General features: G+C 61.9%; 9 protein-coding genes. 3 read left to right on the top strand and 6 right to left on the bottom strand.

What is annotated here, in order from left to right; all coding sequences use genetic code 11:
* The first annotated feature begins 93 nt into the window (after nt 1-93).
* The gene (locus AC0ZT5_RS09240) at nt 94-486 is read left to right on the top strand and encodes a DoxX family protein (protein ID WP_477227089.1); all 393 of its coding nucleotides are present in this window, start codon (nt 94-96) and stop codon (nt 484-486) included.
* 102 nt (nt 487-588) lie between these two features.
* On the opposite strand, the gene AC0ZT5_RS09235 is transcribed toward AC0ZT5_RS09240, so the two are convergent.
* Together AC0ZT5_RS09235 and AC0ZT5_RS09230 are read right to left on the bottom strand one after the other, a co-directional pair.
* Nucleotides 589-3,015: a GcvT family protein gene (locus AC0ZT5_RS09235; RefSeq protein WP_488496197.1), complete on the bottom strand. Its 2,427-nt coding sequence runs from the start codon at nt 3,013-3,015 to the stop codon at nt 589-591.
* Between the two features lie 57 nt (nt 3,016-3,072).
* On the bottom strand, nt 3,073-4,611 hold the full coding sequence (locus AC0ZT5_RS09230; protein ID WP_488496196.1) for a trimethylamine methyltransferase family protein: 1,539 nt from the start codon (nt 4,609-4,611) through the stop codon (nt 3,073-3,075).
* A gap of 217 nt (nt 4,612-4,828) precedes the next feature.
* On the opposite strand from AC0ZT5_RS09230, the gene AC0ZT5_RS09225 reads away from it, so the two are divergent.
* On the top strand, nt 4,829-5,419 hold the full coding sequence (locus tag AC0ZT5_RS09225) for a transglycosylase SLT domain-containing protein (protein ID WP_477286740.1): 591 nt from the start codon (nt 4,829-4,831) through the stop codon (nt 5,417-5,419).
* A 75-nt stretch (nt 5,420-5,494) separates the two neighbouring features.
* Nucleotides 5,495-5,956 carry a T6SS immunity protein Tdi1 domain-containing protein gene (locus AC0ZT5_RS09220; protein WP_488496195.1) on the top strand — a complete coding sequence of 154 codons (462 nt, stop codon included), beginning with the start codon at nt 5,495-5,497 and terminating at the stop codon, nt 5,954-5,956.
* A 36-nt stretch (nt 5,957-5,992) separates the two neighbouring features.
* On the opposite strand, the gene AC0ZT5_RS09215 is transcribed toward AC0ZT5_RS09220, so the two are convergent.
* From AC0ZT5_RS09215 to AC0ZT5_RS09200, 4 genes are all read right to left on the bottom strand, one after another.
* Complete coding sequence (locus AC0ZT5_RS09215; protein WP_488496194.1) at nt 5,993-8,185, bottom strand: dipeptide ABC transporter ATP-binding protein; 2,193 nt, start codon at nt 8,183-8,185, stop codon at nt 5,993-5,995.
* Nucleotides 8,186-8,245: 60 nt separating this feature from the next.
* Entirely contained in the window at nt 8,246-9,403 is a 1,158-nt protein-coding gene (locus AC0ZT5_RS09210; RefSeq protein ID WP_184874997.1) for an ABC transporter permease, read from the bottom strand.
* Nucleotides 9,404-9,415: 12 nt separating this feature from the next.
* Nucleotides 9,416-10,450 (bottom strand): ABC transporter permease, encoded by a 1,035-nt coding sequence (locus tag AC0ZT5_RS09205; protein ID WP_477226940.1) that lies wholly within the window; start codon nt 10,448-10,450, stop codon nt 9,416-9,418.
* Nucleotides 10,451-10,676: 226 nt separating this feature from the next.
* Entirely contained in the window at nt 10,677-12,329 is a 1,653-nt protein-coding gene (locus AC0ZT5_RS09200; RefSeq protein WP_488496193.1) for an ABC transporter substrate-binding protein, read from the bottom strand.
* Nucleotides 12,330-12,567 lie beyond the last annotated feature (238 nt).

Raw genomic sequence — 12,567 nt, 5'->3', positions numbered from 1 at the left:
TCACCGATTGTTGATGGCATGCCATGGGAAGTGAATGGTCCGTTACCCAGCGACGATCTATGGCCGGTCGGGAAGCGACAAATGGAGCCATTTATGAAGCTTTTCGAAAGCCTCGCCAAGTATCAGCCGCAGGCCTTGGGGGTGCTGCGCATCATGACGGCGCTGCAGTTCATCGAGCACGGCAGCCAGAAATTGTTCAATTTTCCCATAAGCGACCAACCCCATACCCTTACCGGGCTGACACTCGCCGCTGGAATTCTCGAATTCGCCGGCGGCATCCTGCTGGCGCTGGGTCTGTTCACCCGCCCGGTCGCGTTCCTGCTGGCCGGCGAAATGGCGATCGCCTATTTCATGGCGCACATGCCGCGCGACTTCTTCCCCGTCAACAACGGCGGAGATTTGGCGATCTCGTTCTGCTTCATCTTCCTCTATCTGGTGTTTGCCGGCGCCGGCGCTTTTGCGCTGGACAACCGCCGTAGCGCCTGACGCTCAACCAGCCGCCCGATGCATGTCGCCCACGCCCAGCGGTTTTGGGATGACGACATGCATAAAATAGAATCTGAAGCGTAGCGGCGAAGCCGAAGCGCTTCAGGCGCGCATGCGCTCGAAATTGGCATCGAACAGTGGCGCCGCCTGCACGCGCGCCGCATGCCGCTTGCCCAAAAGCTCGATCTCGAAGCCGTCGCTCTCGTCGGCGATCTCCTTCGGCACATAGCCGACGGCGACGGATTGTTTCGAATGATGCGCGTAGCCACCCGAAGTCACCCAGCCACGCACCGCGCCGTCGAACCAGATCGGCTCGTCGCCGATGACATCGGCGTCGCCGGCATCGACGATGAAGGCGCGCAGGCGCAGCTTGCCGCCCTGCTTGCGCTCGGCCAGTGCCGCGGTCTTGCCGATGAAGTCCGCATCCTTGCTGTAGGCAACGAAGCGGTCGAGACCGGCTTCCAGCGGCCCATAGATCGGCCGGTACTCGCGCGCCCATGAACCGTAGTTCTTCTCCAGCCGCAGCGCGTTCAGCGCCCGCGAGCCGAACAGGCCGATGCCGAATTCCTCGCCGGCTGCCATCAGGGCCTGGAAAGCGGCGCGCTGGTACTCCGGCGCTACCCAGATCTCGTAGCCGAGGTCGCCCGTGTAGCTGACGCGGCCGACCAGGCAAGGCGCCATCCCGATGTCCATTGTTGCAACCGCCATGAAGGGAAACGCGGCGTTGGAGACATCCGCGCGGCTAACCTTGGCCAGCACTTCCCGCGCTCTCGGCCCGGCGATCGCCAGGCCGTTGAGTTTCGATCCCAGCGCCTCGATGCGGACCGAACCATCGGCAGGCAGATGCCGTTCGAACCAGCGCATATGGTATTGCTCGGCGATGCCTGAGCCGGCGAGGAACCAGCCTTCGCTATCCAGATTGGCCAGCGTAAAGTCGCCGATCAACTTGCCGTCTTCCTTCAGCATCGGCGCCAGCGTCATGCGGCCGGGCCTGGGCAGCTTGCAGGCGAGCATCCGGTCGAGCCAGGCGGCCGCCCCCTCGCCCGCCACCTTGTATTTGGCGAAGCTCGAAATCTCGGACAGGCCGACGCCGTCGCGAACGGTCGCGACCTCCCTGGCGACCTGGGTGAAATCGCTCGAGCGGCGCCACGAGAACTCGTCCTTGACGCCTTCGGGCGCATACCACAGCGGCACCTCCAGCCCATAGGCGACTCCCCATTGCGCGCCCTTGGCCGACAGCAGATCATAGACCGGCGTCGTCTTCAGTGGCCGCCCGGCGGGCAGTTCCTCATTTGGGAAGCGGATCGAAAAGCGCCTGGAATAGTTCTCGCGCACCTTGGCGTTGGTGTAGGCCATCGTCGCCCAGTCGCCATAGCGCGCGACATCCATCGCCCAGATATCGGCGCCGGGATCGCCCTCGATCATCCAGTTGGACAGCGCCAGGCCGACGCCGCCCCCTTGGCTGAAGCCGGCCATGACTCCACAAGCAACCCAGAAACCCGGCAGACCGCGCACCGGGCCGACCAGCGGGTTGCCGTCCGGCGCGAAGGTGAAGGGGCCGTTGATGATCTGCTTGATGCCAGTGTTCTGGAACGCCGGGAAATGCCGGAAGCCGACCTCGAGCGACGGCGCGATGCGGTCTATGTCCGGCGCCAGCAATTCATGGCCGAAATTCCACGGCGTCTGGAACTCGGACCACGGCTTGTTGGCCTTCTCGTAGGTACCCATCAGCATGCCGCCGCGCTCCTGGCGCAGATAAAGCTCGCCATCGAAATCGACCGCGTGGATGATCTCCGTGCCGGTCTTGGCGTTCCATGCGGCGACCTCAGGCATATCCTCGGTAATCAGGTACATGTGCTCCATCGCCAGCACCGGCAGTTCGAGCCCGACCATGCGGCCGACCTCGCGCGCCCACAGACCGCCGGCATTGACGACATGCTCGGCCACCACCTCGCCCTTGTTGGTAATGACGCGCCACATCCCATCGGCTCGCCGCACGATGTCCTCGACCTTGGTAAAGCGCTCGACCTCGGCGCCGAGTTTGCGCGCCGCCTTGGCATAGGCGTGAGTCACCCCCGACGGATCGAGATGGCCGTCCTCCTTGTTTCTGACAGCGCCGACGAACTGCTTGGGATCGAGCAGCGGCATCAGTTCGGCCGCCTCGCTGGGCGAGATCTCCTCAAGCTCGATGCCGAGATAACGGCCCTTGGCGACGACGCCGCGCAGCCAGTCCAGCCGCGCCTCGGTCGCCGCCAGAAGCACACCGCCGGTCAGGTGCACGCCGGTCGCCTGGCCGGAAAGCTCCTCGATCTCCTTGTAGAGGTTGATGGTGTATTTCTGCAGCTTGGCGACGTTGGGGTCGCCATTGATCGTGTGCATGCCGCCGGCCGCGTGCCAGGTCGAGCCCGAGGTCAGCTCGTCACGCTCCAGAAGCACGACGTCGGTCCAGCCATGGCGGGCCAGATGGAACAGCACGGAGCACCCGACGACGCCGCCGCCAATGACCACGACCTTTGCATGCGATTTCATGGATTTTTCTCTGATATCAGTGAGTTGGATGGGTGAGATGAATCGAAACGGGAGACATCACGGTTCGCCTTGCCCGATCGTTTCGCGCCGCTTGGCCATGTAGGCCTCCAGTGCTTCGCGCACGGCGATATCCATCACCGGCTCGACATAGTCCTCAAGCGCCTTCTTCCACAGCCGCGTCGCGCGCGCCGTGGCGTCGAGGCCACCGGCCTCCTGCCAGGCTTCGTAATTCTGCCAATTGGACAGCATCGGTTGGTAGAAGGCGGTGGCGTAACGCTCGAGCGTATGCGGCTCGCCGAAGAAATGGCCGCCGGTCGGCACCGCGCCCAAAGCCTCGACGGCAAGCTCCGCCTCGTTGACCTCGATCGGGCGCAGGAACTCCATCATGTGCTGGATCATCTCGACATCGATGATGAGCTTCTCGAACGACGCCGTCAGTCCGCCCTCCTGCCAGCCGGCGGCATGATAGACGAGATTGCCATGGCCGAGCACCGCGCCCCACAGCGCCATCAGCGTCTCATACGCACCCTGCGCATCGGCGGCGTTGGAGGCCGAACCCGGCGTGGTGCGGTAGGGCAGATTGTAGCGCCGCGCCAATTGCCCCGAGGCGATGTTGGCCTTGGTATTCTCTGGCGTGCCGAAGGCCGGCGCGCCCGACTTCATGTCGACATTGGAGGTGAAGGCGCCGTACATGACCGGCGCGCCGGGACGGACCAACTGCGTCAACACTACGCCGAACAGCGCCTCTGCATTCTGCTGCGCAAGCGCGCCGGCCAGCGTTACCGGGCTCATCGCCCCCATCAGCGTGAACGGCGTCACCGCCACCGACTGGCCGAATTCGGCCATGGTCATCAGCCCCTCGGCCATCATCTCGTCGAAGCGACGCGGCGAGTTGACCGAGATGATGGTGGTGATCCCGGGATCGTCGCGCATCTGGTCCAGCGTCAGCCCGCGCGCAATCGCCATCATCTCGATGCCGTCCAGCGCCCTGCCCCGGCCGATTGCCGAGACATGGAAACTCTTGTCTGTCAGCGTCAGATTGGTGAAATAGGTGTCAAGATGGCGGGAATTCGCCGGCAACTCCACCGGCGCGCAGACCTGGTTGCCGAGCATGTGGATGCAATTGAAATGCTGCGCCAGCCGGGTGAGATCCGAATAATCGCGCAAATTGCCGGCGCGGCGGCCGCGCTCCATGTCATGCACATTGGGCGGCCCAGCGACGAGGGTGAAGTTGATGGTGTTGCCGCCAAGATGAACGGCGTTGGCCGGATTGCGCGGCGTCAACGCATAGCTGGACTGCGTGGTCTTCAGCGCCTCGGCGACCAGACCGCGATCGATGCGGACATTCGCCGAGGCATGATCGACCGTGGCGCCGGCCTTCTCGAACAGCGATAACGCGCGCGGGCTCATCACCTCGATGCCGAAATTCTCCAATATGTGCATCGACGCCTGATGGATCTGCTCGATCTGGTCGGGCGAGAGCATCGCCATTGGCGGATAGGGATTGGTCACGCGCCGGAGCGGCAGTTGCGGGATGGCCGACGGCCCCCTGTTGCTGGTGCGCTCGGCGCCGCGTTTGCGTCTTGGTTCGTTCATGCCTGATATCAAAGCCCCGGCAAACCAGACAAGCTGTCAGAAATGCGCCGTTTGCGGGCGCGATTTTAGCCACGGCGGCATTTCTGCGATCTCCCTTTAAGAAAAACGACCAAATACGTCGCTTTATCAGTACTGGATGTCATCGAGCGGCTGCGCCGATGAGGCATTAACGAACGGCGCAAGATTCCTTTTATGTTTTCGGACTATTGCTCCTCCAATGCGTAGTTCGAGTTTTAGTAAAATTGGTGCGGTTTGCGTGCTGCTGGCGCTTTCGGCCTGCGCGACGGCGCCCAGTCATATCAACAATGTCTGCGCCGTCTTCGACCAGAATGACGGCTGGTTCGACAACTGGCAGTCGGCCGCCGAGCGCACGCAGGAGAAATACGGCGTGCCGGTTCCCGTGCTGATGGCGACGGTGCGCAAGGAATCCGGCTTCAAGAGCAATGCCCGGCCGCCGCGCACCAAGCTGCTCGGCTTCATTCCGTGGAAACACGTCTCGTCGGCCACCGGCTTCTCGCAGGCATTGGACGGCACTTGGTCGCAATATCAGAGGGAGACCGGCAATTGGGCGGCGCGGCGGACCAAATTCGCCGATGCCGTCGATTTCGTCGGCTGGTATCACTCCAAGACAGCGGACAGCTATGGCGTCGCCCGCAACGACACTTACAATCTCTATCTCGCCTACTATCTCGGCTGGACCGCCTATGGCCGCGGCAACCGCGGCGATGCCGGCGTGCAGGGCTACGCGCGGGCCACCGACAAGATGGCGCGGGACTATGCGCAGCAGCTGAGCCAGTGCGGCAACTAGGCAATGAACTGATAAACAGCCCAGCCTGAAATGTGGTAGCTTGTCGCCAAATAGCCGATCCTTCACAATCGCGGAATGGAACAGGACCGTTCGGACTTACTTTCCGATGAGGTGACCCTCATCGACCTCGACGCGTGGGCGGACATCCTCCCCGCGCGCTGTCGCATCTTGGGAGCCAACCTGTTTGCCGACGTGTTCTTGGCCGATGCCGCTGGAACGGTTTACATGCTGGAAGTGTCCGCCGCCTCGATTACCGCGATCGCTGCTTCTGAAGAGGAGTTCCGCCTGCGTTGCGTTGACGATGAAAATGGTTGGTTGTTGCGTCCATTGGTGGATCAATGCCGGTCGGCAGGAATAAACCTCACTCCCTCCCAGTGCTACGCTTTCACGACACTTCCCCTGTTTGGTGGTGAGTACAAGGTCTGCAACATCTGGACGTGCTCGTGGAGGGAATGGGTCAGCTTCACAGCCTCAATGTACTCACAGACCAAGGATTTGCCGAACGGATCAATTGTTTCGATCAGCGTCGCCGATTAAGGCTCGCCGGCTGGGCCAGAGCAAGCCGGATGACCGTCAGTTCGGCTTTCTGCCGCGTGGAGGCTTGGGTGTGGGCGCCTCCGAAACATGCGGCGCATCTTCCGGCACGCCCTCATGCGCGGCGTGTTCCTTGTCGAACTTGATCACCGGCTCCATCTTGGCCAGCACGTCGTCGGCCAGCCAACACAGGCTCATATGGCCGTCGCCGAGATGCTTGACCGGCGGCACCTTGGTCTCGCACAGATTGTCCGGCACCAGCTTTTTGTAGCCGCAGCGCGTCTGGAACGGACATCCCGACGGCGGGTTCATCGCCGATGGGATATCGCCCTCTAGAACGATGTGCCGCTTCACCACGCTGGTGTCAGCGATCGGGATCGCCGACAGCAGCGCCTCGGTGTAGGGGTGATAGGGCGGCGCGAAGATCTGGTCGGTCGTGCCTTGCTCGACGATATAGCCGAGGTACATGACGACGACGCGGTCGGCGATGTAGCGCACCACCGACAGATCATGGCTGATGAACAGCATCGTCGTCTTGTTCTTGCGCTGGATATCCATCAAGAGTTCGGTCACCGCCGCCTGCACGGACACGTCGAGTGCCGACACCGGCTCGTCGGCCACCACCACCTTGGCGTCGCCGGCAAAGGCGCGCGCCACGCCGATGCGTTGCTTCTGGCCGCCCGAGAGCTGGCGCGGCTTGCGGGTCTCAAACGCCCGCGGCAGCTTCACCAGGTCGAGCAGTTCCAGCATCCGCTTGCGGCGGTCGGCAACCGTCTTGCCGACATTGAACTTCTCCAGCGTACGGATGATCTGCGAACCGACCGAGTGGCTTGGATTGAGCGTGTCGAACGGGTTCTGGAACACCATCTGGATCGACGACACGGTTTCGACACTACGGTTCTCGATGCCGGTCGACTGGATTTCCTTGTTGCCCAGCGTCACCGTGCCGGCACTTGCCGTCTCCAGCCCAAGCAGCACCTTGGCCAATGTCGACTTTCCGCAGCCGGATTCGCCGACGATGGCGACCGTCTCGGATTCACGCGCCATGAACGAGATCGTCTCGTTGGCCTTGACGACGCGGCCCTCGCTCGAGCCGAACACCTCGCTGCCGCCGACCTTGTAGTATTTTCTCAGATCCTCGATCTTGAGCACCGGCGCGCCGGGCACGACGCGCTCATTGACCTTCTTGGCGCCGGGCGGCAGCGTCTCCCAGTCGATCTCGTTGAAACGCACGCAGCGCGAGAAATGGCCTTCGTGGCCCGCGACCTCGATCATCGGGATTTCGGCGGCGTTGCAGACGCCCTCGACGAAATGGTGGCAGCGCGGGCCGAAATTGCAGCCCTTGGGCCGCTCATGCGGCAGCGGCAATTGCCCTGGAATGGAGATCAGTGGCCGCGAGTTCTTGTCGGCGCCGGGCAGCGGGATCGAGCGGAACAGCCCTTGCGTGTAGGGATGTCGCATGCGGTCGAACACGTCCTTGATCTTGCCGGTCTCCACGGCCTCGCCCGAATACATCACCGTGATGCGGTCGCAAGTCTCCAGGATCAGGCCGAGATTGTGCGACACGAAGATCATCGAGGTGCCGAACTTCTCGCCCAGCCCCTTGACCAGATCGACGATGCCCGCCTCCACCGTCACGTCGAGCGCCGTCGTCGGCTCATCGAGCAAAAGCAGTGCCGGCTTCGACAGCAGCGCCATGGCGATGACGATGCGCTGCTGCTGGCCGCCGGAAAGCTGGTGCGGATAGGAGCGCATCATGCGCTCGGGGTCGGGCAGCTTGACCGAGCGCACCATTTCGAGCGCCCGTTTGTAAGCCTCTTCCTTCGACACCTTGTCGTGGATCAGCGGCACTTCCATCAGCTGCTGGCCGACCTTCATCGCCGGATTGAGGCTCGCCATCGGCTCCTGGTAGATCATGGCGATCTTGTTGCCGCGGATGGCGCGCAGCTCCTCGTCGGACAGCTCGCCCATGTCCTTGCCCTGGAACTTGATCTTGCCGCCGACGATCTTCCCGATGTTGGAGAGGTCGCGCATGATGCCGAGCGACACGGTCGACTTGCCGCAGCCGGATTCACCGACGATGCCCATCGCCTCGCCCGGCATGACCGTGCAGGAAAAATCCATGACGGCCGGGATCTCGCCCTTGCGAGTGAAGAAGGAGATCGACAGGTTCTCGATCTCGATGATCGGCCCATTGGCCGGCTTAGCGGGATTTCGAACTGCCTCATTCATGGGTCGCTCCAATCCTTGTTTCAGGCCGACTCTTCGCTCTTGGGGTTGAAGATCCGTCCATCAGTCTTTCATCGATTGTTCGCGCAGCGAATCGGCGAGCAAATTGAGGCCCAGCACGAACGACATCAGTGCGATCGTCGGCGGTAGCGCCGGATGGATGAAGGAGCGCAGCAGCCGGCTGGCGTCCTTGATCGCGGTACCCCAGTCCGGGCTTTCCGGCGCCAGGCCAAGGCCGAAATAACCGAGCGTGCCGAGCAGGATGGTGGTGTAGCCGATGCGCAAGCAGGCATCGACGATCAGCGGCCCGCGCGCATTGGGCAGAATCTCCCAGAGCATGATGTACCAGGGCGATTCACCGCGCGTCTGCGCCGCCGCCACATAGTCACGCGTCTTGATGTCCATCACCAGGCCACGCACGATGCGGAACACGCCTGGGCTGGAGGCGAACACCACCGCCACGAAGATGTTGAGCTGGTTGGGGTCGATGTGCACGATTTTCAGCGGATCGGCGTCGAACACCAGGCCGGCATAGATCCAGCCGCCGACGATCAAGGTGATGCCGAGCAGGATGTAGAGCCGGTCGGGCCGGTTCTTGTAGCGCGTCCAGAACAGCACGCTGAAGAAGATGATCGGAAACAGGAAGAACACCCCGGCCATCGCATAGGGGATAGGCGTGTCCATGATGCCCGGCGTCACCAGCAGGTAGAACAGCAGGATCACCGGGAAGGCCAACACCAGATTGGCCAGGAACGACAGCACAGTGTCGATCTTGCCGCCATAATAGCCGGCCGGCAAGCCGAGTGTGATGCCGACCATCAGCGCGAAGCCCGTCGCGGCAGGCGCGATGATCAGCACGATCTGGCTGCCGTAGACCATCCGCGAAAACACGTCGCGCGCCAGCTTGTCGCCGCCGAACAGATAGGTCAGCCCCGATTGTGGCTCGATGGCCCCGGGCAGCACGTCCTTCATGATGGGGACCTGGGCAAGCGGATCGAAGGGCGAGATGGTCGCGGCGAAGATCGCCGTGAACAGCCAGAACAGGCAGATGCCGACGCCGACGATGCCGACGCCGCTGTCGAACAGCTGGCCGTAGAGCGCCAGCTTCTTCTTGTAGGCGAAGCTCGCTCCCATGACGATGAGAAGCGCGATCCAGACCGGCCAGAAGCGCGACAGCACTTCGAGAACGACGGTGAAGGCACTGATGTATTGGACCGGCATCCGCTTCGCTCCCTACTGAACTCTGATACGCGGGTTGAGAAACGCGTAGCCGACATCGGAAATGAGCTGCGTGATCAAGACGATGAACACCGAAACCAGCGAGCAGCCGAGCAGCAGGTCGATGTCGTTGTTGCCAGCCGCTTCGACCAGCGTGTAGCCGAAGCCCTGATAGCGGAACATCACCTCGACGATGACGACGCCGGTGAGCAGCCAGGGAAACTGCAGCATGATGACGGTGAACGGCGCGATCAGAGCGTTGCGCAACGCATGTTTGACCACCACGCTGCCGAAGGAGAGGCCCTTCAATCGGGCGGTCCGGATATATTGCTGCGTCATCACCTCGACCATCGAAGCCCGCGTCATGCGGGCGATGTAGCCGATGCCGTAGATCGCCAGCGTCATCACCGGCAAAGTGAAATTGTAGAAGGTTATGCCCTGGCTGGCCGAAGCCGCCGAGCCGTTCAGCCAGCCAAGCCATGAGGCGAAGATGACGGTGAAGATGACACCCGACACATATTCGGGTGTCGCCGTCGAGGCGATCGAGGCCACCGATAGCACGCGGTCGGTTCGCGACCCCTCGCGCATGCCGGCCAGAATGCCGATCAGCAGTGAGATTGGCACCATCACCGCCAGCACGCAGAGCATCAGGGTGCCGGTCGCGCCAAGGGCGGGAAACAGTTTCGAGGCGACGCTGGCCTTGAACTTGGTAGAGCAGCCGAAATCGCCCTCGAGAACGCCAGCGAAGGTCGGCACGACTGGATCGTTGCAGAAGGAGAAACGCTGCGCTGGCTTGCCGGTCGCCGGGTCGGTCACCGGCTGCTTGGGCACGACGCCCAGCCACTGTCCATAGCGGACGAAGAAGTTCTGCCGATAGCCATGGTTGACCAGCCAGCTCTCGAGCTGCTCGGCAGATGTATGCATTTCGGTCTGGCTGATCGCCAGCTTCTTCAGATTGGGTTCAAGGTTGATCAGGAAGAAGACGATCATGGTCAGGCACAGCATCGTCAATGCCATGGTGCCAAGACGCCTGATAACGAAAGAAAGCATGGCGGTCCCCTGCCGATGGGTTGGGGTTTGAGCCGGCTATGAAAGCCAACCCTGCCGTGACCGGCGGGGCTGGCTGTCAGGCAGGCCTTCGGATGCGATCAACCTGTTTTTGTTGCATGACCTTGCCTGGGAGTCGGCAACATTTTTTGAGAAGCGCGGACCAACAGGCACCGATGATGCAAAGAGCAGGGGAAAGGGACTGACGTCCCTTTCCCGATCCGTGCGATCAGGCCTGGTCGAGCCAGACCTTGCCGTAGTCGCGCTCGAAGGTCGGATGCATCTTGTAGTTCTGCACCGCCTTGACCGAGTGGCTGTAGAGCTTGCGCCAGTATGGCTGGATCAAGATGCCGGAATCCTGCAAGATCTGCTCGATGTCCTTCATCATTTCCTTGCGCTTGGCGGCGTCGGCAACGGCGAGCGCTGCATTGAGCTTGGCGTCCCAGTCGGGGTTCGACCAGGCCGTCTCGTTCCAGGCCTCGCCTGTGCGATAGCCGATGGCAAGCACCTGGACGCCAAGCGGCCGCATGTTCCAGTTGGTCATCGACAGCGGATACTTGGTCCAATCGTTCCAGAACGTCGAGCCAGGCAGCACGGTGCGCTTCACCTTGAGGCCGGCGTCGCGCATCTGGGCGGCGATCGCATCGCCGGTGTTCTTGTGCCAGTCCTCGTCGACGGTGATCAGCTCGTGCTCGAAGTCGGCCTGGCCCGCCTCCGCCATCAACGCCTTTGCCTTGGCCGGATCGCGGGCGACCTTCGCAAGCTCGTAATATTCCGGGTGAATCTGGCAGACATGGTGGTTTTCGGCAACGGTGCCGGCATTGCCGTAGCCGAGCTGAAGAACGACATTGTTATCGACCGCAAGCTGCAACGCGTTGCGCACCTTCTGATCGCCATAGGGCTTGTTGTTGACATTGGTGCGGCAAACGATGGTCGACGCCGTGACGATTTCCGACTTGACCAGGTCCATGCCGTCGAGGATCGACACATAGTCGGCCGAGGTCTCGAAGTTGGTGTGGACTTCGCCGGCTTCGAAAGCGCTGACCATGGCTGCCGGATCGGTGCCGTAGTCGATGAATTCCAGGCCGTCGAGGAACACTTCGCCGTCCCACCACTTGTCGTCGGTGCGGCGCTTGTAGACCACTTTCTGGCCGACATCATAGGAGACGAGTTCGAACGGGCCGGTGCCGATCGGGCAGGATTTGAAATCGCCGCCCTTCTCATCGAAGCTCTTGTGAACGATGAGACCGGGATAGTCGCACATGTTCGGGATCAGCGCGATGTCAGGCTTGGCGAGCTTCAGCACGACCGTGTGATCGTCTGACTTGGAGACGGCGCTTTCGTCGAGCTTGTCGTCCTTGACCAGCGAGCCGAGACGGCCGGGCATGGAATTGCCTTCGGCTTTCTTGTCGGCCCAGCGCTTGAGGTTGAAGATGACGTCATCGGCGGTGAAGGGGTCGCCATTCGACCAGGTGACGCCCTTGCGCACATGCAGCGTGTACTGCGTGGCGTCGTCGTTCACGTCCCAGCTTTCCAGCAGATAGGGGCGGAACGTATATTCGGATGTGTACTTGACCAGTGGCTCAAGCGCCTGGCGCTCGGCATTGGCGATTTCCGACCAGTCGGCCTTGCGCGGGTCCTTCGGATCCTTGATCCACTGGGCGATCTTCAGCGTGCCGCCCTTCTTGCCTTTTACCTCTTCGGCCTTCGCCGGCGTCGGGCCGGCGAGGCCGAGCAAGCCGTAAGCCATTGCCGTCGACGCGCCGAACACGCTGGCCATGGCCAGGAATTCGCGACGATCCACTTTGCCTGCCTTGGCGTCTTCGGCCATGGCCAGGATGTGATCGGGAACGCGATCGCCGTTACTCTTATAAATTGTCATGACTTAACTCCCATTGTTGGCTTTCCGCCTTTTAACATTCCGCATCCAGGCCATGATGTCAAAGCCGGTATGGATTGGAACATGTTAGCGAATGTGCAACTTTGGAAAGCGAGCGGTTCGCGTGATAACGACAGTCTTGGCGCAAAATTGCTACTGCCCGACGGATTCCTCTGGAATCTCGATAGTCGAATAAACTGAGACATTTACTGAAGGCCGGACAGCGCCAGCCTGGGGCCAC

This window comes from Mesorhizobium sp. CNPSo 4670, from assembly GCF_057784235.1.
This window is presented reverse-complemented; position numbering and strand designations above follow the sequence as displayed.

Bases quoted from the DNA above. Each gene is read 5' to 3' on its own strand.
- AC0ZT5_RS09240 (WP_477227089.1), top strand. From the start codon at position 94: ATGAAGCTTTTCGAAAGCCTCGCCAAGTATCAGCCGCAGGCCTTGGGG.
- AC0ZT5_RS09235 (WP_488496197.1), bottom strand. From the start codon at position 3,015: ATGAAATCGCATGCAAAGGTCGTGGTCATTGGCGGCGGCGTCGTCGGG.
- AC0ZT5_RS09225 (WP_477286740.1), top strand. From the start codon at position 4,829: ATGCGTAGTTCGAGTTTTAGTAAAATTGGTGCGGTTTGCGTGCTGCTG.
- AC0ZT5_RS09210 (WP_184874997.1), bottom strand. From the start codon at position 9,403: ATGCCGGTCCAATACATCAGTGCCTTCACCGTCGTTCTCGAAGTGCTG.
- AC0ZT5_RS09200 (WP_488496193.1), bottom strand. From the start codon at position 12,329: ATGACAATTTATAAGAGTAACGGCGATCGCGTTCCCGATCACATCCTG.
- AC0ZT5_RS09215 (WP_488496194.1), bottom strand. From the start codon at position 8,185: ATGAATGAGGCAGTTCGAAATCCCGCTAAGCCGGCCAATGGGCCGATC.
- AC0ZT5_RS09230 (WP_488496196.1), bottom strand. From the start codon at position 4,611: ATGAACGAACCAAGACGCAAACGCGGCGCCGAGCGCACCAGCAACAGG.
- AC0ZT5_RS09220 (WP_488496195.1), top strand. From the start codon at position 5,495: ATGGAACAGGACCGTTCGGACTTACTTTCCGATGAGGTGACCCTCATC.
- AC0ZT5_RS09205 (WP_477226940.1), bottom strand. From the start codon at position 10,450: ATGCTTTCTTTCGTTATCAGGCGTCTTGGCACCATGGCATTGACGATG.